The 26,210-nt window shown below is 67.9% G+C and carries 32 protein-coding genes; 1 reads left to right on the top strand and 31 read right to left on the bottom strand.

Annotated elements, in window-relative coordinates:
* Positions 1-4 precede the first annotated feature (4 nt).
* From ACM6UT_RS03305 to ACM6UT_RS03155, 31 genes are all read right to left on the bottom strand, one after another.
* The gene (locus ACM6UT_RS03305) at positions 5-763 is read right to left on the bottom strand and encodes a response regulator transcription factor (RefSeq protein ID WP_148160179.1); all 759 of its coding nucleotides are present in this window, start codon (positions 761-763) and stop codon (positions 5-7) included.
* Between the two features lie 84 nt (positions 764-847).
* On the bottom strand, positions 848-2,416 hold the full coding sequence (locus ACM6UT_RS03300) for a Do family serine endopeptidase (protein ID WP_416795953.1): 1,569 nt from the start codon (positions 2,414-2,416) through the stop codon (positions 848-850).
* Between the two features lie 247 nt (positions 2,417-2,663).
* Positions 2,664-3,095, bottom strand: coding sequence for a cytochrome c-type biogenesis protein (locus tag ACM6UT_RS03295; protein ID WP_416796277.1), 432 nt, complete (start codon positions 3,093-3,095; stop codon positions 2,664-2,666).
* 170 nt (positions 3,096-3,265) lie between these two features.
* A complete protein-coding gene (locus ACM6UT_RS03290) occupies positions 3,266-5,254 on the bottom strand; it encodes a heme lyase CcmF/NrfE family subunit (RefSeq protein ID WP_416795952.1) in 1,989 nt (662 codons plus the stop codon).
* Positions 5,251-5,703, bottom strand: coding sequence for a cytochrome c maturation protein CcmE (gene ccmE / locus ACM6UT_RS03285; protein ID WP_416795951.1), 453 nt, complete (start codon positions 5,701-5,703; stop codon positions 5,251-5,253). Before ccmE ends, ACM6UT_RS03290 begins: the two co-directional genes overlap by 4 nt.
* Positions 5,700-6,827, bottom strand: a complete 1,128-nt coding sequence (gene ccmI, locus ACM6UT_RS03280; RefSeq protein WP_416795950.1) for a c-type cytochrome biogenesis protein CcmI — start codon at positions 6,825-6,827, stop codon at positions 5,700-5,702. The genes ccmE and ccmI overlap by 4 nt, the downstream gene beginning before the upstream one ends.
* Positions 6,828-6,945: 118 nt before the next feature.
* The gene (locus ACM6UT_RS03275; protein ID WP_416795949.1) at positions 6,946-7,344 is read right to left on the bottom strand and encodes a hypothetical protein; all 399 of its coding nucleotides are present in this window, start codon (positions 7,342-7,344) and stop codon (positions 6,946-6,948) included.
* 104 nt (positions 7,345-7,448) lie between these two features.
* Positions 7,449-8,846, bottom strand: a complete 1,398-nt coding sequence (locus ACM6UT_RS03270; RefSeq protein WP_416795948.1) for an ATP-binding protein — start codon at positions 8,844-8,846, stop codon at positions 7,449-7,451.
* Positions 8,836-9,507: a response regulator transcription factor gene (locus tag ACM6UT_RS03265; RefSeq protein WP_416795947.1), complete on the bottom strand. Its 672-nt coding sequence runs from the start codon at positions 9,505-9,507 to the stop codon at positions 8,836-8,838. The genes ACM6UT_RS03270 and ACM6UT_RS03265 overlap by 11 nt, the downstream gene beginning before the upstream one ends.
* A gap of 77 nt (positions 9,508-9,584) precedes the next feature.
* Entirely contained in the window at positions 9,585-9,893 is a 309-nt protein-coding gene (locus ACM6UT_RS03260; RefSeq protein WP_416795946.1) for a hypothetical protein, read from the bottom strand.
* Positions 9,894-9,985: 92 nt separating this feature from the next.
* Positions 9,986-10,204 (bottom strand): hypothetical protein, encoded by a 219-nt coding sequence (locus tag ACM6UT_RS03255; RefSeq protein WP_416795945.1) that lies wholly within the window; start codon positions 10,202-10,204, stop codon positions 9,986-9,988.
* 29 nt (positions 10,205-10,233) lie between these two features.
* On the bottom strand, positions 10,234-14,061 hold the full coding sequence (locus ACM6UT_RS03250; RefSeq protein WP_416795944.1) for a baseplate multidomain protein megatron: 3,828 nt from the start codon (positions 14,059-14,061) through the stop codon (positions 10,234-10,236).
* A 3-nt stretch (positions 14,062-14,064) separates the two neighbouring features.
* Positions 14,065-14,499, bottom strand: a complete 435-nt coding sequence (locus ACM6UT_RS03245; protein ID WP_416795943.1) for an NlpC/P60 family protein — start codon at positions 14,497-14,499, stop codon at positions 14,065-14,067.
* A gap of 18 nt (positions 14,500-14,517) precedes the next feature.
* Entirely contained in the window at positions 14,518-15,396 is an 879-nt protein-coding gene (locus tag ACM6UT_RS03240) for a DUF2163 domain-containing protein (protein WP_416795942.1), read from the bottom strand.
* A complete protein-coding gene (locus ACM6UT_RS03235) occupies positions 15,393-16,025 on the bottom strand; it encodes a phage distal tail protein, Rcc01695 family (protein WP_416795941.1) in 633 nt (210 codons plus the stop codon). The genes ACM6UT_RS03240 and ACM6UT_RS03235 overlap by 4 nt, the downstream gene beginning before the upstream one ends.
* Before the next feature lie 34 nt (positions 16,026-16,059).
* Positions 16,060-16,635 carry a phage tail tape measure protein gene (locus ACM6UT_RS03230; RefSeq protein ID WP_416795940.1) on the bottom strand — a complete coding sequence of 192 codons (576 nt, stop codon included), beginning with the start codon at positions 16,633-16,635 and terminating at the stop codon, positions 16,060-16,062.
* Positions 16,635-16,865 (bottom strand): rcc01693 family protein, encoded by a 231-nt coding sequence (locus tag ACM6UT_RS03225; protein ID WP_416796276.1) that lies wholly within the window; start codon positions 16,863-16,865, stop codon positions 16,635-16,637. Before ACM6UT_RS03225 ends, ACM6UT_RS03230 begins: the two co-directional genes overlap by 1 nt.
* Entirely contained in the window at positions 16,862-17,218 is a 357-nt protein-coding gene (locus ACM6UT_RS03220) for a gene transfer agent family protein (protein ID WP_416795939.1), read from the bottom strand. Before ACM6UT_RS03220 ends, ACM6UT_RS03225 begins: the two co-directional genes overlap by 4 nt.
* A gap of 11 nt (positions 17,219-17,229) precedes the next feature.
* Positions 17,230-17,637 carry a phage major tail protein, TP901-1 family gene (locus tag ACM6UT_RS03215; RefSeq protein WP_416795938.1) on the bottom strand — a complete coding sequence of 136 codons (408 nt, stop codon included), beginning with the start codon at positions 17,635-17,637 and terminating at the stop codon, positions 17,230-17,232.
* A gap of 434 nt (positions 17,638-18,071) precedes the next feature.
* Positions 18,072-18,335 (bottom strand): sunset domain-containing protein, encoded by a 264-nt coding sequence (locus ACM6UT_RS03210; protein WP_416795937.1) that lies wholly within the window; start codon positions 18,333-18,335, stop codon positions 18,072-18,074.
* A 102-nt stretch (positions 18,336-18,437) separates the two neighbouring features.
* Positions 18,438-18,833 (bottom strand): DUF3168 domain-containing protein, encoded by a 396-nt coding sequence (locus tag ACM6UT_RS03205; RefSeq protein ID WP_416795936.1) that lies wholly within the window; start codon positions 18,831-18,833, stop codon positions 18,438-18,440.
* Complete coding sequence (locus ACM6UT_RS03200; RefSeq protein ID WP_416795935.1) at positions 18,817-18,966, bottom strand: hypothetical protein; 150 nt, start codon at positions 18,964-18,966, stop codon at positions 18,817-18,819. Before ACM6UT_RS03200 ends, ACM6UT_RS03205 begins: the two co-directional genes overlap by 17 nt.
* Entirely contained in the window at positions 18,963-19,295 is a 333-nt protein-coding gene (locus tag ACM6UT_RS03195) for a phage head closure protein (protein WP_416795934.1), read from the bottom strand. Before ACM6UT_RS03195 ends, ACM6UT_RS03200 begins: the two co-directional genes overlap by 4 nt.
* Entirely contained in the window at positions 19,295-19,864 is a 570-nt protein-coding gene (locus tag ACM6UT_RS03190; RefSeq protein ID WP_416795933.1) for a head-tail connector protein, read from the bottom strand. The genes ACM6UT_RS03195 and ACM6UT_RS03190 overlap by 1 nt, the downstream gene beginning before the upstream one ends.
* Positions 19,865-20,085: 221 nt before the next feature.
* A complete protein-coding gene (locus tag ACM6UT_RS03185) occupies positions 20,086-21,402 on the bottom strand; it encodes a phage major capsid protein (RefSeq protein WP_416795932.1) in 1,317 nt (438 codons plus the stop codon).
* A gap of 6 nt (positions 21,403-21,408) precedes the next feature.
* Entirely contained in the window at positions 21,409-22,029 is a 621-nt protein-coding gene (locus ACM6UT_RS03180; protein WP_416795931.1) for an HK97 family phage prohead protease, read from the bottom strand.
* Positions 22,030-22,085: 56 nt separating this feature from the next.
* Entirely contained in the window at positions 22,086-22,403 is a 318-nt protein-coding gene (locus ACM6UT_RS03175) for a DUF6107 family protein (RefSeq protein ID WP_416795930.1), read from the bottom strand.
* Between the two features lie 207 nt (positions 22,404-22,610).
* A complete protein-coding gene (locus ACM6UT_RS03170) occupies positions 22,611-23,783 on the bottom strand; it encodes a phage portal protein (protein ID WP_416795929.1) in 1,173 nt (390 codons plus the stop codon).
* Positions 23,784-24,178: 395 nt separating this feature from the next.
* Complete coding sequence (locus tag ACM6UT_RS03165; protein WP_416795928.1) at positions 24,179-24,532, bottom strand: endonuclease domain-containing protein; 354 nt, start codon at positions 24,530-24,532, stop codon at positions 24,179-24,181.
* Between the two features lie 273 nt (positions 24,533-24,805).
* Positions 24,806-25,117 carry a Dabb family protein gene (locus tag ACM6UT_RS03160; protein ID WP_416795927.1) on the bottom strand — a complete coding sequence of 104 codons (312 nt, stop codon included), beginning with the start codon at positions 25,115-25,117 and terminating at the stop codon, positions 24,806-24,808.
* 114 nt (positions 25,118-25,231) lie between these two features.
* Positions 25,232-25,837: a hypothetical protein gene (locus tag ACM6UT_RS03155; RefSeq protein WP_416795926.1), complete on the bottom strand. Its 606-nt coding sequence runs from the start codon at positions 25,835-25,837 to the stop codon at positions 25,232-25,234.
* A gap of 237 nt (positions 25,838-26,074) precedes the next feature.
* Between ACM6UT_RS03155 and ACM6UT_RS03150 the strand changes: the two genes are divergently transcribed.
* Entirely contained in the window at positions 26,075-26,209 is a 135-nt protein-coding gene (locus ACM6UT_RS03150) for a hypothetical protein (RefSeq protein ID WP_416795925.1), read from the top strand.
* Position 26,210: the final 1 nt, after the last annotated feature.

The raw sequence follows: 26,210 nt of genomic DNA, 5'->3' as shown, positions 1-26,210 counted from the left end.
GGCGTTATCCTTCGTCCTTGATCATGTAGCCGGCGCCGCGCACCGTCTTCAGCAGCGGCTTGTCGAAGTCCTTCTCGATCTTCGAGCGCAGCCGCGACACATGCACGTCGATGACGTTGGTCTGCGGGTCGAAATGGTAGTCCCAGACGTTTTCCAGCAGCATGGTGCGCGTCACCACCTGCCCGGCGTTCTTCATCAGGTATTCGAGCAGGCGGAACTCGCGCGGCTGCAGCAGCAGTTCCCGGCCGCCGCGGCGGACCTCGTGGGAGAGCCGGTCGAGCTCCAGGTCGCCGACCCGGTAGACCATGTCCTGTTCCGGCTTGCCCTTGCGGCGGCCGAGCACCTCGACGCGGGCGAGAAGCTCGCTGAAGGCGTAGGGTTTCGGAAGGTAGTCGTCGCCGCCGGCGCGAAGCCCCGTCACGCGGTCGTCCACCTGTCCGAGCGCGGAAAGGATCAGCACCGGCGTTTCGACGCCGCGCTTCCGCAGCTCGCTGATGACGGACAATCCGTCGCGGCGCGGCAGCATCCGGTCGACGACGAGCACGTCGTAGCCGTTCTCGCTCGCCATGAAGAGGCCGCTCTCGCCGTCGCTCGCATGGTCGGCGACGATTCCCGCCTCGCGAAAGCCCTTGACCATGTAGGCCGCGGCCTCGAGGTCGTCTTCGATCACCAGTATTTTCATGCGCGGGACATTAGCGCCGGCCACGGCCTCCGCACAACCGGTTTCGCCGGTCCCCGGCGCTGTCTGCTGTGGGGAATTCATGCTGGTCTCCTTGCCTGAAAGCAAAGGGCGCCGCGCGGCCCGAAGCCGGTTGCGCGGCGCCCTCGATGTCGGCCGTCTGCCGGATCAGCCCTGGTCGATCGGCAAGGCGACGAAGCGGCTGCCGTTCTGCGATTCGACCTGGAAGAGCGCCTTGGTCCGGCCGTCCTTCTTCGCCTGGTCGATCACCTTCATGACGTCGTCGGCGGTGGAGACGGTCTGGTTGTTGACCGAGACGATCTTCTCGCCGGCCTGCAGGCCCTTGTCAGCGGCATCGGAGTCCGGATCGACGTCGACGATCGTCAGGCCCTTGCCGTCTTCGGCCGGGGCGACGCTGATGCCCATGTTGGCGAGCGCCTGTTCGGTCGAGGGCGCGGTCTTGTCCGGCGTGGTGCTGCCGGCCGAGGCCTGCTGGTCCTTCGGCAGTTCGCCGAGTTCGACCTTCATCGACATCGACTTGCCTTCACGCCAGACCGAGACGTCGACGGTGGTTCCGGGGGCGAAGGCGGCGATGCGCTTGGCGAGGTCGCGCGGATCCTTGACGGTTTCGCCGTTGACGGCCGTCACCACGTCACCCTGCTTGATGCCCGCCTTCTCGCCCGGAGAACCGGCCTGCGGGGCGACGACTAGGGCGCCGCTTGCCTCCGAAAGGCCGAGCGAGTCGGCGATGTCCTTCGTCACCGGCTGGATCTGCACGCCGAGCCAGCCGCGTTCGACGGTGCCCGACTTGATCAGCTCGTCCACGACGCCCTTGGCGACCGAGGCCGGAATTGCGAACGCGATGCCGACGTTACCGCCCGACGGCGAGAAGATCGCGGTGTTGATGCCGACCACTTCGCCGCTCAGGTTGAAGTCCGGACCGCCGGAATTGCCGCGGTTCACCGCCGCGTCGATCTGGATGTAATCGTCGTACGGACCAGAGCCGATATCGCGGCCGCGGGCCGAGATGATGCCGGCCGTCACCGTGCCGCCGAGGCCGAAGGGGTTGCCGACGGCCACGACCCAGTCGCCGACGCGCATGTTCTCGTCCGCGGCGAACTGGACATAGGTGAACTTCTGCTTCGGGTTCTCGACCTTCAGCACGGCGAGGTCGGTGCGGGCGTCGGTACCGACGAGCTTGGCGTCGAGTTCCGTGCCGTCGTTCATGACGACCGTGTAGGCGGCGCCATCCTCGACGACATGGTTGTTGGTGACGATGTAGCCGTCCTCGGAGATGAAGAAGCCGGAGCCCTGCGAGGTCGGACGAAGCCGGCCCTCACCGCGCGGGCGGTTCGGCTTCTGGCCGGGACGTGCGTCCGGGCCGGGCATGCCGAATTCCTTGAAGAAGCGCTTCAGCGGGTGGTCGTCCGGGAGATCCTCGAAGCCGCGGCCGCCAAAGCCGAACTGGAAGTTGCTTTCGTCCTGCGCCGTCTGGACATTCGACTGTACGCGGACGGAGACGACGGCCGGGGAAACCGCCGAAACGACGTCGGCGAAACTCGGAACCTGCGGGGCTTCGACACGGACGGCCTCGGCATAGGCCGGAACGATCATCGCCGGCACCGAGCCCGCAACGATCACGGCAGCAAGACCTGCCGCCGTCGAATTGCGGAGCATCGTCTTGAGCTTGGAGCGTCCATTGCTGTTGAACATGTGACCTACCTTTTCTCTTTTCATCTGACTGTCGGCCGGAAGTCCGGCGTGAAGCGGTGGATGAGGAGAGATATAGGTCGGCGCACGTTACTGCGAACTGTACGGCAGATGAAATCTTGGTAATCTTCGGGAAGGGCCGAAGAGATTTGGCGCCCGGCCGCGCCGCCGCAGAAGATCTCGCACCGACGCGCGGATGCCGTAAAAACCGGAAAACTCTGTCGAAATAGCGGGATGCCGGGCCTTCGCTCCGGCTGCGGCGCAAGCGCCGCGCTCAGTCCTCGATCAGCGCCTTCAGCCGCGCCTCTTCCTCGGGCGACAGCCTTTCCGGCGCCGGACGATGACGGCCCCGCGCATAGACGAGTGCCGCAAAAGCCCCGATCACCAGCAGCACGACGGGCGCGCCCCAGAGAACATAGGTCTTGGCCGAAACGCGGGGCTTTAAGAGCACGAACTCGCCGTAGCGCGACACCACGTAGTCGATGACTTGCTCGTCGCTGTCTCCGTCGACGATGCGCTGGCGAACAATGAGCCGGAGGTCGCGGGCGAGATCGGCGTTGGAATCGTCGATCGACTGGTTCTGGCAAACGAGGCAACGCAGCTGCGCGGACAGATTGCGTGCCCGCTGTTCCAGCGCCGGATCGGCCAGCACCTCGTCCGGATTGACGGCGAAGGCGGGCAGCGGCGCGAATAGAAGGAGAAGCAGAAGAAATAAACCAAAAACCCCTCTGGCCTGCCGGCCATCTCCCCCACAAGGGGGGAGAAGACGCGCGGCAATGCTCTGCGCCCACGTCGACAGCCAGCGGAGGCGGCAAAGCCCCTCCCCCCTGTGGGGAGGGGTTGGGGAGGGGTTTGTCAGCGGATGAACCGTTCCCGTCATTCCGCCGCCTCCAGCGCCACCTTGGCGGGCTTCGTCCGGCGGGTCGGTGCGCCGACGCGCAGCCGCCGGTCGGAGAGCGAGACGAAGCCGCCCGCCATCATGATGAGGGCGCCGATCCAGATGCAGAGAATGAAGGGTTTCCACCAGATGCGCACGACGATGCCGCCCTCGGCCATCGGGTCGCCGAGCGAGACGTAGAGCTGGCTGGTGCCGAAGCTGCGGATGCCGGCCTCGGTCGTCGGCATCCGCCGCGCGGTGTAGAGACGCTTCGAAGACCACACCTCGCCCATCGCGACGCCGCCCTTGGCGAGCGTGAAATGCGCCCGGTCCTCGGTGAAGTTCGGCCCCTTCGCCGCCATCATCCGGTCGAAGGTGACGGTGTAGCCGCCCGCCTCCACGGTCATGCCGGGCTTCATTTCGGTCACCGTCTCCGTCTCGAAGGTCGTCACCGCGACGATGCCGAGCACCGTCACGCCGAAGCCGAGATGGGCGAGCGCCGTGCCGAAGGCCGAGCGCGGCAGACCGGCGAGGCGCTGGAAGGCGACCGACGTCGAGACCTTGTTGAAGCCGGCGCGGTACCAGAGATCGGTGAGCGCGCCGAAGACGATGAAGAAGCCGGCGGCGAGCCCGAAGACGGCAAGCACCGGGCCGCCGTGCTGGACGTAGAAGAGGATCACGGCCGCGACGAGCGCAAGTCCCGCCGCGACGTAGAGCCGCTGGAAGGCGCCGAGCAGGTCGCCGCGCTTCCAGGCGAGCATCGGCCCGAACGGAACAGCGACGAGGAGCGGCGCCATCAGGAGGCCGAAGGTCAGGTTGAAGAAGGGCGGGCCGACCGAGATCTTGTCGCCGGTCAGCGTCTCGAGGAGCAGCGGATAGAGCGTGCCGACGAGCACGGTCGCCGCCGAAACCGTGAGGATCAGGTTGTTGAGGACGAGCGCCCCTTCCCGCGAGATCGGCGCGAAGAGCCCGCCCGATTTCAGCGCCGGCGCCCGCAACGCAAAGAGCGTGAACGCCCCGCCGATGAAGACTGTCAGGATGCCGAGGATGAAGATGCCGCGGCTCGGATCGGTCGCAAACGCATGCACCGAGGTCAGCACGCCGGAGCGCACGAGGAAGGTGCCGAGCAGCGACAGCGAGAAGGCGAGGATCGCAAGCAGCACCGTCCAGATCTTCAGCGCCTCGCGCTTTTCCATGACCAGCGCGGAATGCAGCAGTGCCGTGCCGGCGAGCCACGGCATGAAGGAGGCGTTTTCGACCGGGTCCCAGAACCACCACCCGCCCCAGCCGAGTTCGTAATAGGCCCAGTAGGAGCCCATGGCGATGCCGGCGGTCAGGAAGGTCCAGGCGGCGAGCGTCCACGGCCGCACCCAGCGCGCCCAGGCGGCATCGATGCGCCCGTCGATGAGGGCGGCGATCGCGAAGGAGAAGCAGACGGAGAAGCCGACATAGCCGAGATAGAGGAGCGGCGGATGGATGGCGAGACCGGCATCCTGCAGCACCGGGTTGAGGTCCTGGCCTTCCGCCGGCGCCGGCGAGAGGCGGATGAAGGGATTGGAGGTGAGCAGGATGAAGAGGGCGAAGGCGGTGGCGATCCAGGCCTGCACGGCGAGCACGTTCGCCTTCAGCCGTTGCGGCAGGTTGGCGCCGAAGAAGGCGACCATGGCGCTGAAGAAGCTGAGGATCAGGAGCCACAGCATCATCGAGCCTTCGTGGTTCCCCCAGACGGCCGAGAAGCGGTAGATGTCGGGAAGCAGCGAGTGCGAGTTCTGCCAGACATTCTGCACCGAAAAGTCGGAGACCATGTAGGCGTAGCTCAGCGCGCCGAAGGAGATCACCACGAGTGCGAACGTCGCGAGCGTCCCAGTCGTTGCGACGCCCATCAGCGCGGTATCGCCGCGCTTCGCGCCGATCACCGGCAGCACCGAGACGACGATCGCCGTCGCCAGCGCCAGCACCAGTGCGTAGTGCCCGAGTTCGATGATCATTTCACCGTCTCCTTGCCGCTCAGTTCGACGCCCTGCGCCTTCAGGCGGTCGGCGACGTCCTTCGGCATGTAGGTCTCGTCGTGCTTGGCGAGCACGGTGTCGGCGACGAAGACCGGATCGCCGGCGACGAAGGCACCTTCGGCGACCACGCCCTGCCCTTCGCGGAAGAGATCGGGCAGGATGCCGGTATAGGTGACGGGCACGGTGCCGATCGTGTCGGTGATGGTGAAGGTCACGGTCGATCCCTCGCCGCGCTTGACCGAGCCTGCCTCGACGAGGCCGCCGAGCCGGATGCGCGTTCCCGGCGGCACCGTCACGGTGGAGAGATCGCCCGGCACGTAGAAATAGGCGACCGACTGGCTGAAGGCGAACATCACCAGCAGCACGGCGGCGACGATGAAGCCCACGCCGCCGGCAATCACGGCCAGTCTCTTCTGTTTGCGGGTCATTTCAGTGCTTCCTCCACCGGCAGGCCGAGTTCACGGGCCGCCGCGATCAGCTGCTGGCCTTCCTGCCCCTCCGCGGGGAAGGCGGCGAGCGCGGATTTCAGCGCCGCGACGGCGTTTTCCGGCTCCTTGAGCATCGCGTAGGACCGGACGAGACGCATCCAGCCTTCGAAATTGTTCGGGTTTTCCTTGAGCTTGGCGTCGAGCCCGGCGACCATGCCGCGGATCATCTCCATGCGGTCGCCCGTCGACATGCCCTGGGCTGCGGCGACGTCGGCCGCCGTCGGGTTGCCCGGCGCTTCCGGCTTTGCCTCGCCGCTGTTTGCGGCAATGTGCTCGTTGACCAGCGGCAGCCACGGCGCGTCGGAAGGCGATGCCTTGGCGAGCGCCTCGAAGGCGGCGCGGGCCTCCTCGCGCTTGCCTTCCTGCTCGAGCGACAGCGCGATGTAGAAGGAGGCGCGCGGATTGGCGCTGCCGAGCTTCACCGCCTGTTCGAAGGCCGAGCGCGCGTCGGCGGTGACGATGCCGTCACTTTCCGCCGTCATCGTTTCACCGAGCCCGATCATCCGCTCCGGGCTCTGCCCGAGCAGGCGGATCGCGTTGCGGTAGGCAAGTTCGGCGTCGCCGTAGCGCGACATCTTGAAGTAGATCGGTGCCAGCACGTCCCAGCCCGCCCCGTCGTCCGGGTTCTGGGCAAGGTGCCGTTCCACCTTGGCGACCAGCAGTTCGAGATTGTTGCCGGGGTTTTCGAGCCGTGCGGCGAGCGGCTCGGAAGGCATTCCGGGGCTGCCGGTCAGCATGTAGAGCCCGAGCCCGATCGCCGGAAGACAGACGACGATGAAGGCCTGCGCCAGCAGGTGCCGGCCGGATTTCGCTTCCTTGCCGGCCTTCGCCTCGGCCGACGCGGCGAGGAGGCGCCGGCCGATCTCGGCGCGGGCGTAATCGGCTTCCTCGCCGCCGATCAGGCCGAGCGTCTTGTCGCGTTCGAGTTCGTTCAACTGGTCGCGGTAGACCGCGGCCTCCCCGACCGCGTCCTCGACGAGGACGGTATTGCCGCGAAAGAGCGGCCCGAGGAGGACGACGGCCGTGACGGCCGTCAGCAAGGCGGTGGCGATCCAGAACAACATGAGAACCCAATTACTGTATGCCGGGTGACATTCCAACCGGCAAACGGCCGATGACGCACATTTGAGGCGTTTCGCCGCAAGCAATGCCCTACGGGATCGGAGGCGCCACAGCCTTGACTTACGTCAAGGGCGTCCAGGTGCCGTTCGGATTGCGGCAGGCCGCGCCGCGCACCTCCGTCTCGCCGCCCTTCACCTTCAGCTTGTGGGTGTACTGGCGACAGTTCTGCTGGCCGACCTGGTAGGGCGCGGCGGCGATCACCTGGCCGGAAATGTCGTTGCCCTTCCAGGCTACCGGCTGGCCGCCGGGTGCAGCCTCCAGCGCACGGTATTCGGCTTCGAGCGCGCGCTGCGTCTGGCTGTTCGACAGCTCGACGCCCGAGCGGGCGACGATGCCGCCCTGCAGCGCGGAGATATAGAGGGCCGATCCGGAACTCTTGCCGCCCGTGGTTGCGCAGGAGGACAGTGCCACGGCCACAAGCGTCGCCGTCACCGCGATACGAAAGCGCGTATTTCCCATGTCCCCGGCCCGACCTTTTTCGACCACCCTCGATATACTCCCTCTTAGCTGCGGCAGACACGTGGCATCATTGTGACAGCCTTCTTTTTTCACGGAAATCTGCCTCACGCAATGTCCCTCGTGACCGCCGGAAGCACCAATCGCGCCCGCAATCCGCCACGCGCGCCACGCGAAAGTCCGAATGCCCCCTGATATTCGGAGGATATCTCGTTGACGATCGAAAGCCCGAGCCCGGTGCCCGGTTTGCTCTCGTCCAGCCGCCGGCCGCGCTTCAGCGCCTCGACGATCTCGCCGGGTTCCAGACCCGGCCCGTCGTCCTCGACGGTCACTTCGATCCAGTTGCGGCGCGTCACGCCCTCGCCGGGCTCGTGGCCCTCGGCCGGGCCGGCGGTGACGACCACGCCGGTCGCGGCGAAGCGGGCGGCGTTTTCCAGGAGGTTGCCGACCGTCTCCTCGACGTCCTGCTGCTCCATCGCGAGCACCAGCCCCGGCGCAAGCTTCAGCTCGAACTGCGTCTCCGGGTTCAGCCGCCGCATCACCCGGATCAGCCGTTCGAGCACCGGCTCCAATTCGGTGCGCGCCAGCACCGATTCACGCTGGGCGGCGATGCGGGCGCGGTTCAGATAGGTGGAAACCTGGCTCTGCATCGCCTCGGCCTGCGCGGTAACGACGCTCGCCTGCGATTTCGGCAGCGCCCGCGTCTCGTTGAGCAGCACCGCGATCGGCGTCTTCAGCGAATGGGCGAGATTGCCGACCTGCATGCGGGCGCGCTCGACGATGCGGCGGTTGCTGTCGATCAGCGCATTGATCTCGTTTGCCAGCGGCTGGATTTCGCGGGGAAAGACGCCCTCGATCCGCTCCGCCTCCCCGGCACGGATCCGCTCCAGCGCCCGGCGGGCGCGCTCCAGCGGCTTCAGCCCGTAGAGAATGGCGATACCGTTGACGATCAGGCCGCCGAGGCCGATCAGGGCAAGGCCGGTATAGAGCCTCGTGGTGAAGAAGCGGACATCCTCCTCCACGACGTCGAGGTTTCCCGAAACGCGAAAGCGCGCCGCCCGGCCGTTGGCGTCCAGCACGACCTCCGTTTCGGCGACCCTCAGATGGTTTCCGTAGGGGTCGGTCATCGGATAGAAGCGTTCGTAGTGATCGTCGAAGGGGACGGTATTGATGTCCGCCACCGGCAGGTCGGTGAGGCCGAGCGAGGTGGAGGCGAGCGGCGCGGTGCTGAAATTGCCGAGCGGCTCGACCAGCCAGTACCAGCCAGTCTTCGGCTGAGAGAAGCGCAGGTCGCCGAGTTCGGGACTGCCGGCCAGGCTGTCGCCGTCTCCGATCGAGACGGAATTGATGACGTTGTAGAGCTGGGCGCGCAGCAGGTTGTTGAAGCCGCGTTCAGCGCCCTGCCGGTAAAGCGCCGAGATCACTACCGCCATCGTCACGAGTGCGACCGCCGACCACGCCGTGGCCAGCAGCAGCACCCTGACGGTCAGCGATCTAGCGCGCATCTTTGGGCGCTTGCATCCGGTAGCCGAGACCGCGCACCGTCTCGATCAGGTCGAGGCCGATCTTCTTGCGCAACCGCCCGACGAAGACCTCGATGGTGTTGGAATCGCGATCGAAATCCTGATCGTAGAGATGCTCGACGAGCTCCGAGCGCGATACCACCTCGCCCATGTGGTGCATGAGGTAGGAAAGCAGCCGGTATTCGTGGGAGGTGAGCTTCAACTGCGTGCCCGATACGCTCGCCTTCGAAGACTTGGTATCGAGCCGGACGGGGCCGCAGACGATCTCGGAGGAGGCATGGCCCGCCGCACGGCGGATCAGCGCGCGGATGCGCGCGAGCACTTCCTCCACATGGAAGGGCTTGGCGACGTAGTCGTCGGCGCCGGCGTCGATGCCGGCCACCTTGTCGCTCCAGCGGTCGCGGGCCGTCAGGATCAGCACCGGCATCGCGCGCCCCGCCGCACGCCATTTTTCCAGCACGGTCAGGCCGTCCATTTCCGGCAGGCCGATATCGAGGATCACCGCGTCATAGGGTTCGGTGTCGCCGAGGAAGTGCCCCTCCTCGCCGTCGAACGCCTTGTCGACCACGTAGCCCGCCTCTTCCAGCGCCTCGACGAGTTGCCGATTGAGATTAACGTCGTCCTCGACGACCAGAATGCGCATGCTGCCAGTCCCTCTCCGTCTTGTCCGGCCGGCCGCGTCCCCGCGCCCGGCTCAGGCCGTCGCCTGCCTCGTGCGCCTTACTGTGAAACCCGCATCGTGACCTTGCGCGGGCGCTCGTTGCCGCTACCGGGGATCAGCACCGTCACCACGCATGTGCCGCCCGAACTGCGAACCGACAGCACCTGCCCGCCGAGCTCCGCCGCCGCCTGGGCTGCAGCCCCGTAGCAGTCGGCGCCACCACGGCTGCTGCCGTTGTTGCCGTCGTTACCGTTGCCCTGCGCCTGGGCGAGAACCACCGGCGCCGGGGCGGTCGCGACTGCCGCCTCCGGCGCGGGCATAGCCGCAAGGCCGGAGGCAAGGCTCGCTATGATCAGGAATGATGCCATGGACTACTACTTCCGAAAGATATTCGTTGTTGTGAAATATTTACCCGACAGCATCTGAATGGCAAATGAATGCGGCGGACAACTTCTGTTTATCACCCGCCGATCGCCTTCTTCGCCGAAAGCCGGCCGTAGATCGCCAGCAACCCGCCGAAGGAGCCGACCAGCGAGACGATCGCGTCGGCGAGCTCACCCTGTTCGGCGATGCCGACATCCACGCCCTTCACGCGCAGCACCGAGGCGCCGATCGCGATCAGCGCGCCCCACACGGTCTTCGACTGATACCACGGTTTGTACTCGACAATCTCGGACATGGTCTTCTCTCCTTCTTCGATGATTTCATTCAAAGCGAAAGCACGGCTTCGGCCGCGCCGCCGTCGACCACCCGCCGGCCGAGCTGGCGCACCCTGACCGCGAGGCTTGCGACCGGCCCGCCGAAATCGGCGGTCTCGTCCGCGGCCGTGTACGTGTGGCGCGGCGCCGCCGTCTCGACCGTGCGCTTGACCGCGCTGCCCCCGAGGATCTCCAGCCGGTAGCGCTCCTCAGCCTCGTCGAGCGGGATTTCCGCCGCTTCCCAGTCGTCGGCATCGATCCGCCCGCGGCGGACCCAGGTAATCTCGATGCTCCCGTCCACAAGCCTGCGGCCGGCAAGATGCACCGGCGCGAGCGGCGTCAGCGCCCGCCGTCCGCCGGCGAAGGAAAACGGACCGGCCGGCGCCGCGGTCATTCCAATCGCCTCCGCGATATAGTTAAGCGGCCGCCCCGCCTCGTCGGAGACAAGACCGACCGGCGGCACCGCCGCGTCGAGCGCGATCACCCTGGCACCCGCCGGTGCCCCTGCGGCCGTCGCATCCTCGCTGCCGCCGAGCCCGCGCAAGAGGCGCGTCAGCTGCCAGCGGCCGGGGGCGATCTCTTCCGCCGCGGCAAAGCCGATCACCTCCCACGCGCCGGACGCGGAGCGGACGGCGAGCCGGTTGGCGCCGTTCAGCACCGCAAGCGTCGAGGCCGAGGCGAAGCTGCCATAGGTGAGGTCGATGAAGATCGCGTGCGCCTCGTCGAAGCGGCCGGTGACGCTGGACTCCAGCGCTTCGGCAAGGCGCCCGAGCGTCGCCGGGCGGTCGAGCACCACCCGAAGGGCGTAGCCCTCGTTCTCGACGCAAGACGAAATCGCAATCCTTCGCCACGGCCGCGCGAAAGCGGCGACCCGGGCGAAATCCTCGTCCTTCCCCGCTGCGTAGCGCGGCAAGTCGAGGAATTCGACGGCCGGCGCAAAACCGTCCGACGCGGGATTGGGAACGTCGCGGCCCGGCCCCGCGGCGACCCGCACGGGCGACCCGCCGTCGGCAAGCTCGCTCAGCGTCAGGCGCCGGGCCGCCCCGTCCTCGCATTCGGAAATCACGAGCCGGCCCTCCGGTCCGTCAGCAAGGGTCAGCACATCGCCCGGCATGAAGGCGAGCGTGTTCGGACCGAGCGCCGTCTCCAGCGTCCGGCGTTCCGCGCGATGCTGGCGCAGCAGCGCCTCGGCGGCGGCAAGTGCCGTCTCCTCGGAAAGTGCGGCGGAAAGGTCGAGCGACAGCACCCGGCTGGTCGCCGCCGGTGCCCGCCGCGAGCGGGCGCTCGCTTCGGCATAATCGGCAGCCGCATCGTAGAAGGTGAGGATCGCCTCGCCGGCGAAATCGCTGTCATGACCGCGCCGCTCGCGCCAGAGCGGCTCGTCCTTCAGATCGGCAAGCACGTCCACATGCGTCGCCGGCAGGCTCGCCTCGTCGCGCGAGCGGAAGCGCAGCACCCCGCCGTCCTCGATCACGTCGATGCGGAAGGCCTCGGTCAGCGGCTCGATCAGGCTTCGGGCCGACGCCACGTCCGCCTGCACATAGCCGCCGAGATCGCCCGTCACCGCCGAGACGTCGTAATCGGCAAAGCCGTGGTCCTCGCAGATCGCCCCGATCACGTCCGCGACCGTCCCCGCCCCGAGCCGGCCGTTCAGCCAGTGCCCGGTCCGCCAGTTGCCGCCGTCCGACCAGAGCGAGAGATTGCCCGGAAAGGCCGGATAGGGCCGCGCATCCCAGGCCCAGAGATAGATGTGCGACGGATCGACCATCCCGGCCGGCGCCGCGGCGTCTCCCCAGTGGTCGTAATGGGCCGAGAGAAACCGCCGCTGCACGGCGTCGGCCCGCAGTCCGCGCGAATGATAGGGCAGCCCGCCCTCGGCCGATTTCGGATCGCCGAAGACGTTCGGCTGGTTGGCGCCGCGGTCGACCGCCGGACAGCCGAGTTCGGTGAACCAGACCGGCTTTGCTCGCGGTATCCAGCCGGTCGGCACCGGCTTCTCCACCCCCGCCACCCGGTCGAAATGCCGGTTCGACCACCAGCCCTCGATGTCCTTCACCCGGAACACCCAGGGCTTTGCCGCGGCCCCGTCGGTAATCGGCGTGCGGACACGCGCCGCCCGGTCGGCCGCACTCGCATAATACCAGTCGTAGCCCTCGCCGCCGGCGATCTGTCGGGCCATCGCCGCCGCATCCGCTGCAAGCCGGAAGCCGTCGGGGTTTTCCGCCGCCAAGTCCTCGTCCCGCCAGTCGGAGAGCGGCATGTAGTTGTCGATCCCGACGGCATCGATCGCAGGAGAGGCCCAGAGCGGGTCGAGGTGGAAGAAATGGTCGCCGGAACCGTCCGCCGGATGGTAGCCTGAATATTCGCTCCAGTCGGCGCCGTAGGTGATCTTCGTCGCCGCCCCGAGGATCGCGCGCACGTCGCCGGCAAGCGCCGCGAGCGCTTCGACGAAGGGAAAGGCGTCCGTCTCGTCGCGGATCGTCGTCAGCCCTTTCAGCTCCGAGCCGATCAGGAAGGCGTCGACGCCGCCCGCGGCTTTCGCAAGCAGCGCACAGTGCAGCACCATGCGGCGATAGCCCTCGTCGGTGCCGTGCCAGGCGACGCTCCCGCCGGAGACGGTGAAGTCGGCCGCCGTCGCCGTCCCGCAGAAGGCCTCGACCGCCGCCCTCGCCGCGGCCGTCCGGTCCGCCGCCGGTTCACAGGTGATCCGCCCGCGCCAGGGATAGGCCGCCTGCTCCGCCCCGCCATGCGGATCCGGCAGGCCGTTGCCGGCCGGAATGTCCATCATCATCAGCGGATAGAGCGTGACCTTCAGCCCGCGCGCGGCAAGATCGCGGATCGCATCCACGACGCTCTCGTCGCTCGGCGTGCCGCCATAGGCCGGACCGCCGCCGTGCAGTGAAACGACATGCGCCGCGCTGCGGCCGATGCCCGCGACCCGCCAGGGCCGGCTCTCGCCGTTCCGCGCCGCCACCTCCACGCCCGGCACCACCCGGCATTCGCCGGCCCTCAAGTCCGTGCCGAACCAGGTGACGACCAGCGCCACGCTTTCGAGGTTCGGGCAGAGCGCCTGCAATTCGTCGATCGAGGCCTGCCAGTCGGTCTCCGCCATCAGCGTGTTGCGGTTCAAGATACGGGCGCTGCCCTCGCCGGTCGACTCGCGCACCGCCACCCCTGCATAACCGTGCTCGGTCGCGCCGGGGATCACGTTGACCGCGCGGATCTGCCTCTCCAGCGTGCCGACCGGCCGCATCACCTCGAACTGCAGGAGCGGAATGCGGTTGCCGAAATCGTCGAGCGGCAGCCGTTCGAAAACCACATAGGCGAGCCCGCGATAGGCCGGTGCCCTGCCCTCGCCCTGCTTCGCCTCGATCAGCGGATCGGCAGACTGGGTCGCGCTTCCCGTGTGGACGCGCATCTCGATCCCGGTAAGGTCGAGTTCCTGTCCGTCCGCCCAGACCCGCCGGACACCGGCAACCGGCCCTTCGCAGAGCCCGACCGCGAGATTGGCGAAATAGCGATAGGTCTTCACCCGCGTACCGCCCGCCTTGCCGCCGGTCCGCTCCGTCGTCGCCTCCTCCTCGAAGCGCGTCGCCCAGATCAGCGTGCCGCCGATCCGCGTCGTGCCGTAGACGCGCGGGATCGCCGTGCCCTCGCTCGCACCGGGCAGCCGTGCCGTCGAAAGCCGCGCGCCGCTGACGGTCCGCGTCCCGGAAAGCAGCGCCCGGTCGAGCGCGTTGCCGGCGAGCGCGCCTGCCGCGCGCCCGAGAACCGCCCCGAGCGGTCCGAAAATGCCGCCGACGGCGGCACCCGCCGCCTGGAACAGAAGCGTGGCCATGCCTCACCTTTCCGGAAAACGATAGATGCCGGCGATCCGCCGCGCCCACGGAGGCACAAGCGGCGAGCGCACGACGCCCGCCTGTTCGTAGGCGTGGATGAACCGGCCCCCGGCCCCAAGAATGCCGGCATGTTTTGCCGAAAACTGCGGCCGGAAGCGGAAGAGCAGGAGGTCGCCCGGCACCGCGCTGCCGCGGTCCGCCACGCTCAGGAAATGCCGTTCGGCCGCCGCCGTCAGCCGGTCCTCGCCGCTCCGCTCCGCCCAGTCGGGCGCATAGGGCGGCGGCACCTCCGGCTCGCAGCCGTAGAGTTCGCGCCACACCCCGCGCACCAGCCCGAGGCAGTCGCAGCCGACGCCGCGCAGCGACGCCTGATGCCGGTAGGGCGTGCCGATCCAGCCCTCGGCGCAGGCGAGCGCCGCCCCGGTGATCGAAGACATCGAGCCTCTCCTTCGGTGCTATTCGAACAACGGCCCGCCGTCGTGCAGGCTTTCTCCGCTCACGTAGGAATAGGCGAAGTCGCTGCCCGGCATGTGCGGGAAGCCTCGAAAATTCAGCGCGTTGGAGAACTTCTCTCGACAGGTGGAAAAGGCCTTGTCGCAGCCGACCGAAACCGCCACCGCCTCTCCCGTCGCAGGCAGCGCCGAAAGCGGCAGCCAGAGCGACAGCGCCGTTCCGCCCTCTGCCGCGCGGCTCTCCTCGACCAGCGCCGTCGTCCCGTCGGCAAGCGTCAAGCTGCCCAGCCGGAAATACCCGTCGGCGAAGGCTTCGAGCCCGCTCACCAGCAGCCGGTCGCGGGCCGGCACCGCCGTCACCACGGCCTGCGCCCGCCGGCTGGGCACCGAGAGATCGACGCCGCAGCGCCGGTCGCCGAGGGTGGCGTCGCAGCGCCGGTTGTAGATCCGTCCTGTCTCCTGCGAGAGCCGGTGGGCGAAGCTCCGGAGTTCCGCGGTGAATGCGCCCGCCGCCCGCGTGACCTCGCCGATCTCCTGCACCTTGATGAGCAGCGCCCCGTCCGGTGCCTGCCAGTCCACCTTGAAGACCTCGACGCGCGCGCCGTCATAGCGGCCGGCAGCGAGATCCGCCTCCGTCACCGCCTCGCTCGAAAAGCCGCCGGTCACCTCGCTCGCCGGCGCCGCCAGCCCCTTTTCCTCGCGCATCTCGCTCGCCTGAAATCCGCTCGCCGCGCGGTAGCGCGTGCCGCCGAAGTCGAGTGCCTCGTCGTGGTCGGTGAAGCCGAGCACCACGCCGTCGCGCCGCGTCACCCGCCAGCAATGGCAGAGCGTCGTCGCGTCGCCTTCAAGATGTGCGGCAAGCGCCGGCGAAATCTCCCTCATGGCAGCACCTCGACCAGCGGGATCGCGGGAATGCGCCCGGCATTGAAGGCTTCGAGGTTCACCTCGATCCGGTCTATGTCGAAGCGCACCGGCACGTCGAATTCGAAGCCCGCCGTCACACGGCTACCCACCGCCGGCGCCTCGGCAAAAGTCACGATCCCGGTCGCCGCATCGCAGGTGACGCCGGCTTCCGCTTGCACCCCGCCGATCCCGACGAGAACCGAACCCGCGACCGGCTTTTCGATCCGCCGCCGCCATTCCCCGCCGGCATCGCCATAGGTCTTGCGAAGCGGGAAATCCCGCGTCTCGCCGTCGCCCGTGCCGATCTCCTGGTCGAAGGCGGTGATCGCCGCCCCCGGTGGCCCCGAGCGATGGTCGAGCGGGTCGCGGAAGCGAAAGCCGTAAAGCGCCCCGCTGCGCGCCTCGAAGAAGGCGAGCACCTCGTAGAGGTCGCCGACCGAACGGATGCCGGAGCCCGCATCGTAGCGCCGGCGCGAGTTGCGCCAGCGGGCGTTCCGTGCCTCCCGTCCGTTCGAAAGGCTGGTGATGTCGACGCGCCGCTCCGGCCCGCCGCTCGTCGAAAGCGAAAGCCGCATCGGGAAGCGCACCTCGTGAAATCCGCCGGCCATGCTCTCCTCCCTGTCATATCATCGAGACTTGGTATCAGAGGTTCCGCCGGCCGCGCGCCACACTGCGCGCCAGCATCGCGGTCACCTGTCCCTCGCTCTTGCGGAAGCTCTCGGCGTCGCTCGCCGTCACGTTGAAGACGATCTGCGTCGTGCCGCCGCCGCCCGAAACGCCGAGCGTGCCGTCGGCACCGCGTTTCAGCGGCAGCACCGCCTCCGCGCCCGCCTCGCCCATCAGGCCGAAGTCACCGCCCATCGGAAAATAGGTCGGCGCCGAGACCACCCCGCCCGCGGCAAAGGGCGTCACCCGCCCCGGCACGCCGCCGTCGGCAAAGGCGAAGAGCGAGCCGAGCCCGCCTGCAAGCCCCGACGTCAGCTGCGCCATGAGCGTGTCGAGCGGCTTCAGCCCGGCCGACAGCGCAACGCCCGCCAGCCGTTCGCCGACGGCCTTGAGCGTGTCCTCAAGCCCCTTGCCGCCGAGGGTCGCGCTCTTCAGCGCCCCGGTCAGTGCGGCGCCAAAACCCTGCGAACGCCGCTCCAGCTCTCCCAGCACGCCGATCGCTGCCGACGCGTCGAGCGAAAGCCCGAGGGTCACCGTCTCGTCCTCGTTCATCACCTCATCTCCTCATCGGGAAAACGGCGCATCAGCGCCTCCAGCCCGGCGCGCGCGAGCCGGGGTGCGGCCGGCGCGAAGGTGCCGGTGATTGCGGCAAACTCGCGCGGCGAGAGCCGCCAGAAGTCGTCGGGATCGAGCCGCAGGAGGCCGAGGCCGGCATGCATCGCCGCCCGCCAGGGAAAGGCGACCGTCGCGGCCCTCTCCGTCCCCTCGCCTGCGGCTCTCAGCGCTCCGGGCGCACGCCCTCCTCGTCGAGGAAGGTCGCCGTCAGCAGGTCGCGGACGAGCGCCGCCGTCGCGCTCACACCGCCGTCGATCGCCATCTCGGCCACCGCCTCGTCGGAGAAGCGGTTGCCGCCGCCGCGAAGCCCGGCACCGATGATGCGGATCAGGTCCTCCGCCTTCAGCTTCCCCTCGGAAAACCGACCGGCGAGGCCTGCGAGGCTCTCCGCGCGGAAGGCCGTCTCCAGTTCCGCCAGCGCCCCGAGCGTCAGGCAGAGAATGCGCCTCTCGCCGTCGATCATCGCCTCGACCTCGCCGCGGTGGCGGTTCGCCCGCCGGACCGTCGCGCCCCCTCTCATCGAAGCCCCCATCAGAGCGCCCCGAAGGCGAGCTGACCCGCCGATTCGAGCGCCAGATCGAAGGTCAGTTCCCCGTCATGGGCGCCGGCATATTCGAGCGCGGTGATCTGGAAGGGGCCGGAAACCGTGCCGAAATCGGGGATCACCACCTGCCAGGCGAGGATCGTGCCGTCGAAGAAGGCCGCCCGCACCACGGCATCCGAGCTCTGGTCCTTGAAAAGCCCGCTGCCCGAAAGCGAAGCCCTCTGCACGCCTGCACCGCCGAGCAACTCGCGCCAGCGCCCGGCACTCTCGGCATCCGTCACGTCGACGGTCTCGGCATTGAAGGCGAGCTTCTTCGACCGCAACCCCGCGACCGTCGCATACCCGCCACCGTCATGGACCTTCAACAGCAGGTCCTTGCCCTTCTGCGCCACCATGGCCTCGTTCCTTTCGGTTGTTGGAATGTGGGGGTGAGGTGAGGGAAATCTTGTGACGGACCCACCCCTCCCAACCTCCGTCATGCCGGCCTTGAGCCGGCATCCAGTCGCGCGATGTCCATCGCGCGGGAAGACTCATCGTCTCGTCGGACATGCATTTTTTCGGCTCGCCGACGCTCGCCGGCTGGATGCCGGATCATCCTCGGGTTTAACCGAGGACGGGCATGACGGAGGCGATGTAAGGTCCACCCTCTCCCCCCTTGAGGGGGGGGAGATCGACGCGCGGCACCGCGCCGGCCACACCTCTCCCCTGGCGGGAGAGGAAGCGATTTCGGCATCTTAGGCCGAAGGCGTAAGTGCCAGAAATCGCAGGTGAGGGGACATCTATGCAAACGCCTCGCGCCAGAACCGAGCGGAAGCAGGCCTCCGCGATCTCAGCGGCGCGCCTTGACCCAACCCGCCGCGCGGGCCTCGTCTTCAGAGCAGAACCAGCGTTCGCCATATCGCGGCCGGACGGTGGTCTCGTGGTAAAACATCTGCCCCGGCACATGATACATGCGCCGCCCGGAATCGATCGAGATATTGCCTTTGATGTTGCAGGCCGGATCATACAGAGACCGCGGCAGCAGAGTATAGCCACCGCCTCCAAGGAAGGCGGCGAGGGACAAGGCCATGACCGTGAGTGCGAACTTGCTCATAGAAGCAACTTGCCGCAACCACCTTGAACTCCGGTTTATGAAAACCTTAAAATGCAACCTGCCGGCGATCCGCTTTCGTCCGAAGAGGGGGAGAAAAGCCCCTCACTCCACCACCGCGCGGAACCGCATCTCCGCCACGTAATGCCGCGTCGCCGCCACCCGCCTACTCGCCGTGCGGCGATGGGAAAGCGAGATGAGGTGCGCACTGGCAAGTGCAAGATCGGCGTCGTCGAGCAGTGCCCGCACTTGGGCGGCGATTTCCTCCGCCTCCCGCCGGCCGGTCGCCGACCACGCTTCGAAGTCGAGGAGGCATTCGAGCCCGTCCTCGCTCGCCGTGCCGTAGGCGCGCGTCTCCACCGTCCCCGTCACCAGACAGGGCAGCGTGCCCGCGTCCCGCCGCCGGTCGACGATGCCGTCCGGCCCGAGAAGGGCGACAAGCGCCGCGTCGCCCGAGAGCCGCGCATGCACCGCCTGCAAAAGCTCATTGACCGGCGCCATCGCCGCCCTCCCCGTCCTTGCCGGCGTCCGCCGCCTCCCGCGCCTTCGCCGTTCGCGCGGCAACTGCAGCCGCAAGCGCCCGCGTCAGCGCCTCCCTGAAATCCCGGTGGGTCACCTGCAGCGCGAGCTTCATCGCCCCTCCTCCCGGCAGCGGCAGAGGAGATAGCGGCCGCTCTCGTCCGGATCGTGCGCCGTCTCCACGACAAAGACCCGCCCGCCCTTGACGAGCCGCATGCCGGACGAAACGTCGCCGCGGTGGCGCATCCAGATCGCGTGGGTGATGGTCACCCACCCGCCCGCCTCCTCGCCGACCGACGCCGTGACCGGCTCGATCCGCGCCCAGAGGCCCGCAACCGCGGACCATGTGACGGTTGCCCCGCCCTGCCCGTCGGGCGTGTCCACCGGCGCTTCCAGCGTCAGCCGCGCCGTCATCCCGCCGGGGTCGAAGGCCGCCGTCGCCATCAGAGCCTCCGCCGGGCGAAGGGCGCCACCAGCCGGTCGTAGCCGGCCGGGATCGCCGCCGGCTGGTCGGCCGGGGCGACGGCGCCGCGATAGGAAAACATCAGCGCCACATGCATCAGCATGGCGCGCTTCAGCGTGTCCGGCACGTCCACCCCGGTGTCGCCGAAGCCGGCGCGAAAATCGATCTCGATGCCGTTCATCGCCCGGCCCGGCGCCGGCGGATCGCGCAGCCAGAGCCGCGCCGGCCGGCTCTCGCCGTCGAGCAGGTGATCTTGAAGCGATACGTGAAGGGGGGTTCCGGCGCCGTCATAGACGGTCACGTTTTCAATGGCTTGCACCGGCCCCCTGTCAATCTGAATCACGCCGCCCGCCGGCCAGTCGTCGCGGTAGAGCCGGTGGCCTTGCGTGATCAGCATCAGGCCGGTCTGGCGTTCGAGATGCTCGCGCGCCACCGTCACGAGACCGGCAAGCAGGCCATCCTCATCGGGATCATCAAGGCGCAAATGCGCCTTCACCTCGGCAAGCGTCAGCGGCTCCGCCACCGGCGGAGTGATCAGGGCGTAGGTCATGGGGGCTCCGTCGTTGGGGCGAACAGCGAGTAGCGAACAGGCAGTGGGCAGTAGACCGGCCACGGATCGGTCTCCCCCCTTGTGGGGGAGATGCCCGGCAGGGCAGAGGGGGTATCACTGCAAGCGCTGCGGTGGGTCACCCCACCCCGGACCTGCGGTCCGACCCTCCCCCTCAAGGGGAGGGTGAACTGCCCACCGCCCACTCCCCACCCCCCTCATCGTCACCCGAACTTCACCAGCTTGATCGCCTCGAAGTTCTGCACGCCGCCGCCGACGCGCTTGGTCGTGTAGAAGAGCACGTAGGGCTTGGCCGAATAGGGGTCGCGCAGGATGCGCACCCCGGTGCGGTCGACGACGAGATAGCCGGCGCGGAAGTCGCCGAAGGCGATCGACAGCGCGTCCGGGGCGATGTCCGGCATGTCCTCGGCCTCGGTCACCGGAAAGCCCATCAGCGCCGCCGCCTGGCCGGCCCCCGCCGGGGGCTGCCAGAGGTAGTTGCCGTCGGCATCCTTGAACTTGCGGATCTCGCCCTGCGTCTTGCGGTTCATCACGAAATGGGCGTTCTGCCGGTGGCCGGCCTTCAGCGCGTAGATCGCCGAGATCAGCACGTCCGAGGCGCCGCTTGCGGCAAAGCCGCCCGCCACCCCGGTGCCGACATGGCCGAGGCTGCCCCAGGCCCAGTTCGCCTCGGCGACCGTCGCGTAGCTCAGGAACCCCTTCGGCCGGTTCACCCCGTCGCCGGCAACGAAGGCCGCGCCCTCCTGTTCGGCGAAGGCCACGTCCACCTCGCCGGAAATCCACGCCTCGATGTCGACCGCCGCGTCGTCGAGCAACGCTTGCGTCGCCGCCGGCATGGCATAGAGCTCCATGGTCGGGAAGGTGAGCTCGGCAAGCTCCGGCGTCGCCGTCTGCGGCCGTGCCGCCGTCTCCGCCACCCAGCCGGAGGCCATGCCGGCCGGCGCGAACGGCTTCTTCAGCACCGCGCCGGAGACCTGACGGACGGTCGCAAGTGCCCGGATCGGCGAGACCGAGGCAAGCCGCCGGCCGATCTCGGTATCGGTCTCCGGCGGCACCAGATAGCCGCCGTCACCCGGCACGCCGGCCGAAAGCGCCTTGGCCTCCAGCTCGCGCAGCCCCGTCTCGTCGCCGCGGCGGATATAGCTCTCGAAGGCCGCCTTCAGCTCGGCCGCCTCCGCGCGGCCCATCCCGTCGGCCGTCCCGCCGGTCGCACTCCCGCCCGTCCGTTCGAGCGGCGGGCGCAGCTTCTTGATGACGAGCTGGTCGAGAAGCCGGCCCTGCTCGTCCATCGCCCGGTTGATGCGCTCCACCTTGTCGCGGGTGACGGTGTCGGCGGTGAGCTTCCTCTCGACCTCCGAAAGTCTCTCGTCGTTCGCCTCGCGGAATGCCTCGAAGGCCTGCATGAAATCCTCGAAGGCCGCCGAGACTGTGTCCGGCACCGCCTTCACCTCGGGTGCCGCGCGTCCCGGCACGCCGCCCTCGTCCGCCGCACCCGTCCCGTTCGCCTGGTTCTCGTTCATCGCCTCTCACCCTTCGTTGACGTTGCTGGATCTGAAATTGCCGGCCGCCATCCGCCGGGCCGCCCGCCGCATGATGCGGACGAGTTCGGTTTCCCGGTCGCGGAAGAACCGCGCGTTCTTGACGTTCGAGACCCGCGCCGAGGGCTGCATCGGAAAGGTCACGACGGAGATTTCCCAGAGATCGGCCTCGAGGATGCGGCGGATGCCGCTCGCCCGGTCGCTCTTCGCCCGCACGGTGCGGAAGCCGATCGACAGCCCGTCGAGCGCCCCGCTCTTCAGGAGCGCATGCACCTCGCGGGCACGCGCCACGCCCTTCGCCAGCTCGCCCTCGACATAGAGGCCGCGGCCGTCCTCGCGGATCACCCGCCAGGCGCCGATCGGCTCGGCCGGGTCGTGCTGGTAGAGCATCCGCACGCCGCCCGGCCCCCGCGCCGCAAGCGAGTGCTCGAAGGCGCCGGCCATCACCACGTCGCGGCCGAGATCCACCTCGCCGAAGACGCTGGCATAGCCGGAAAAGACGCCGTCGCCGGTCACGCCGGCCAGCGTCAGGCTCGCGAATTTCTCGGTGAGCGACACCGGGTCACGATAGGCCGGGCCGCGACTGGCCTGCCCGCGATAGGCACGCATCGGCATTCTCCTTCGATCGATGGAATGGGTATGGAAGCGCGGGCCGCTCGTGGCCGTTACCGGCTCGGGCGGCCGCCGCGGTCGAGGAAGCGGACCAAGAGGCCGAGGCTCCACCAGGCGAGAAGGCTCGCGGCGGTTGCACCGGCAAGCACGATGTCCTCCGGCGAAAGCCTCGCCAGCAGGTCCAGTTTCTGGGCGAGCCACAGGCCCGCCGGATCGCCGAAGATCAGCCCGCAGGCAAGCCCGGTCAAGAAGCGGCCGGCCGCCTCCTGCCTGCCCTTCGGCAGCATGTAGACGAGCGAGATCGCCGACCCGGCGAAGGCGCCGAGCACCTTCGCGGTGAATTGCGCGCCGTCCTGGCTCCAGTCGGTCATTTTATTAACCTCTTCTAATTAACATGGAATCCGCGTCGCCCGCAGGCCTCTGCAGGCGCGAAAGCGCTCCTCGCGCGCCGCATGAAGAGCGTGCGAATTACAGAGTCGGATGAATCCCTTGGCCGGCGTTCCTGCGATTTCGATTCCGGTTCTTCAGAGACCGATTCAAGCTCTTCGCAGATCGCTTGAGGACGCTTCCCGACTGTCTCAGTCGGTCTGCGGACCGTAGCCGACCGCCGCCCGCTTTTCCGTGTCGGAGAGGAAATCCGCACCGCCGAGCCGCGCCCAGAGCGCGTCCCGTTCGGCGGCGAGGCCCGCCACCTGGTCGAGGTCGGGGGCAAGCGTCAGCGCCTCGCCGAAGAGGCCGGAGAGGAAGCCGGAAAAGCTCTTCGCCGTCCGGTTGACCAGCGGCAGCACGGTCAGCCGGAAGAAGGCGCGGTTCGCCTCCTGGTAGTTGGCATAGGTGTTGTCGCCGGGAATGCCGAGCAGCATCGGCGGCACGCCGAAGGCGAGCGCCACGTCACGGGCCGCGCCGTTGCGCGCCTCGACGAAATCCATGTCGCGGGGCGAGAGCCCCATCGATTTCCAGTCGAGCCCGCCTTCGAGCAGCAGCGGCCGCCCCGCCCGCATCGGCCCGGAATAGCCCTCGTCGAGCTCCCGCTTCAGCCGTTCGTACTGGTCGGGCGCGAGATTGCCGCCCTCCTTCGGCTGGTAGACGAGCGCCCCGGAGGGCCGGGCGGAATTGTCGAGCAGCGCCTTGTTCCAGCGTGCCGCGGCATTGTGGAGATCGAGCGCGACCTGCGCCGCGGCAAGCGGCGGAAAGCCCAGATGATCGTCGAGCGGATGGAAGAGTTTCAGGTGCAGCAAGGCGCCTTCGCCTTCCGCCGCGATCCGCCGCACCGCGCTCCCGGCGCGGTATTCATAGGCCTCCGGCCAGCCGTCGCGGCCGGCCACCACGCTCACCCGGTCGGGGCGGAGGAGGTGCAGTTCCGCCGCCCGTCCGCCAATGACCAGCGGCTCGACGAAGGCATTGCCGGCAAGCAGCAGATGACCGTAGAGCGCCTCCAGGAAGTCCGCCCCGCCGGTGCGTCCGTTCGGCCGCGCCATCAGGGTCAACGCCGGATGTTCACCGACCTCGCTCTCGCCGTCATAGAGCAGCCACGGCACGGCGGCCGCGGCTTCCGAAATCAGCCGCACCGTGCGGTGGGCGACCGGGTTCCTCATGAAGCCCTCGCGGGCGAGCGTACCGTAGGAACGCCCGCTCCACTGCGCCCGCCCCTCGCCGGCAACCAGCGCCAGCCCACCGCCGCCCGCCTTCCGTTCGGCCACGGCTCCCTGATCCGCCGCGGCTCCCCACGGCAGTCGAAACGGCAATCTCATCGGATTTTTCCTGTTGTTTGATGTCCGTGCGCGGGGGGCGCCTCTTCTCCCCTGGAGGGAGAAGAAGCGAAATCAGCATCTTGAGCCGAAAGCTAAGTGCCAGATTTCGCAGATGAGGGGGCCGGACCGCCGCGAGCGATCTGCAACGCCCTTTGCGCAGGTCGCATCCCCGACTCTCCGGGAAGGGCCATCGTATCGATCCGCCCCCTCACCAACAAAATCTGAGGTTTAGCCTGCGGCTAAGCCCTCGATTTTGTATCCTCTCCCTCGCTGGGGAGAGGAGCGGCGCGACTGGACACGGGACCCTCTTCTCCCCGATGAGGGAGAAGACGCGAAATCGGCGTCTTAGCTTCAGCTAAGTGCCAGATTTCGCTGATGAGGGGGCAGCAACGGCGTCACGCTCGGCCCTCCAGAACCTCGACGACATGGACGAGGGCCTGGCCGACATCCGCATAGATCTCCTGGTTCCAGAAGCGCAGAATGCGATAACCGAGCGAGGACAGATAACGGTCGCGGTTTTCGTCGCGAGAGTCTTCGGCATGCTGAAAGCCGTCGAGTTCGACGATCAGTTTCCTGTCGGCACAAAGGAAATCGACAATGTAGGGGCCGATCGGGACCTGAGGTCTGAACTTGTGGCCGTTCAGCAACCGGTTGCGGACATGCGACCAAAAGATCGCCTCGGGATCGGTTGCGTCGACCCGCATTTGCCTGGCCCGCCTTCGGGCCAAATCGGGAAGCTCTCTGGCCATGGCGGCTCTCCGGAAAGCGCCAGATCATGCCGTTTCACCGCAGACCACGCAAGGCCGCGCCGCTCCTCTCCCCTCGAGGGAGAGGATACAAAATCGAGATCTTAGCCGGAGGCTAAGTCTCAGATTTTGTCGGTGAGGGGCCCGGTTCCCATGGCACGATCCTGACGGAGCCCCTCTCTTGGAATTTCTAGCACTTGGCGATCGCCAAGATGCTGAAATTCCATTCTCCCCCGCAAGGGGGGAGATGGAGCCCGTCTCACCGGCGCCTCGCCCCTACCCCCGCGGCTCGATGATCGCCGTGGCCGTATCGTAGTCGCCGGCAAAGCGCTTGTCGCGCAGCGGCCGCACCCTGTCGATCGAGGCCTGGTAGAGCGGATGGGCGTGGTAGGCGGCGAGCGCCGCCTCGTCCTCGAACTCGCCGTAGACCACGATGTCGATGCCGTCGTCGAAGCGGTCGGCCTTCATGTTGGTCGCGATCTCCAGCCGCGTCGCCGCGGGAATACCGGTCAGGATCGACAGGCCGTCGAGCACGGCTTCGAGGTCTTCGTGCTTCGGCACGGTGAAGAGGACGATATGGCGGATCACGAGCCTTCGCTCCGGCTTGGTTGACGGCGGGCGCCTCTGGATTCGGGCAGCCGCCGGATAGCATGGCCGCCCGCTCCGCTCAATCGCCTTCTGCCGACGTTTTCGATCGGGCCGTCACCTGAGCGCCTTCAGGAAGGCGCGGCCGTAGCCGGCAACGAGTTCCGCCCGGTCGAGGCCGTTGACGATGCGCCGGGCGCCGGTCCAGTCCTCTCTGGTCGCGGAAAAGACGTCGGCGAGCGAAACGCCGGTGAAGAGCCCGCGCATCATGCCGGTCACCAGCACGCTTGCTGCGACCTCCATGTCCATCGCCCGGGCCGGGTCGCTCACGAGATCGATGCCGAGCGCCTCGGAGAGGCGCCGGTAGTTCCGCCTGTGGGTGATCTGCACGAAGCCGCGGCCGAGGAAGGTTCGCCCCTTCCCGTCGCGGCGCCAGTATGGCCGGGCAACCTGCGGCAGCCGGCCTGCGGCATAGGCCCGGTCGAGGATTGCGATCGCCCGGTCGTCGGTCGAGGCAAGCGTCTCGCGCACCGGCCGCATCGTCCGCGCCGTCTCGTGGAAGGCGGTCGCGAGCATGTAGGCGAGATGGCGCGGGTCGCCGTCCGGCGCAGTCTTCATCCATGCGCCGCGGATCGCCGAAATCCCCCGCACCTGGCCGTCGGTCAGGCGTCCGCCGAAGGGATCGGCCCGGATCGCCCGGTAGAAGTCGCGTTCATCGTTCATCGTCGATTCGCCCCGCCTTCACGCCGCCGCATGGGCACGACGCTCATCCCACCCACACCTTTCCAGGGGTGCGGCACCACGCGCGTCAACCATGTTGTGAAAAACCCCGGAACTCTAATCGTTTTAAAGAATTTCAATCGTTTAGAGCGCCCGGACGGCGTATTTACAAAAATTTAACAGTGTGAAAATTGGACCCGTCCCATGTCGGACGCGCCCATTCATTGAGGAGAGATCCGGATGCAAGTGAAGCCCACTCAGCCCCAGACCCCTGCCCAGATTCCGGCCCAGACCATCCCGGCCCATGTTCTCGAACGCATGGAAAACGAATGGCGCCAGATGCGCCAGGGCGCCGGCCAGCCGTCCTCCCGATAAG

This window comes from Ciceribacter azotifigens, assembly GCF_048159625.1.
GTDB lineage: Bacteria > Pseudomonadota > Alphaproteobacteria > Rhizobiales > Rhizobiaceae > Allorhizobium > Allorhizobium azotifigens.
The sequence above is the reverse complement of the archived record's forward strand: the minus strand, read 5'-3'. Positions and strand labels throughout refer to the sequence as shown.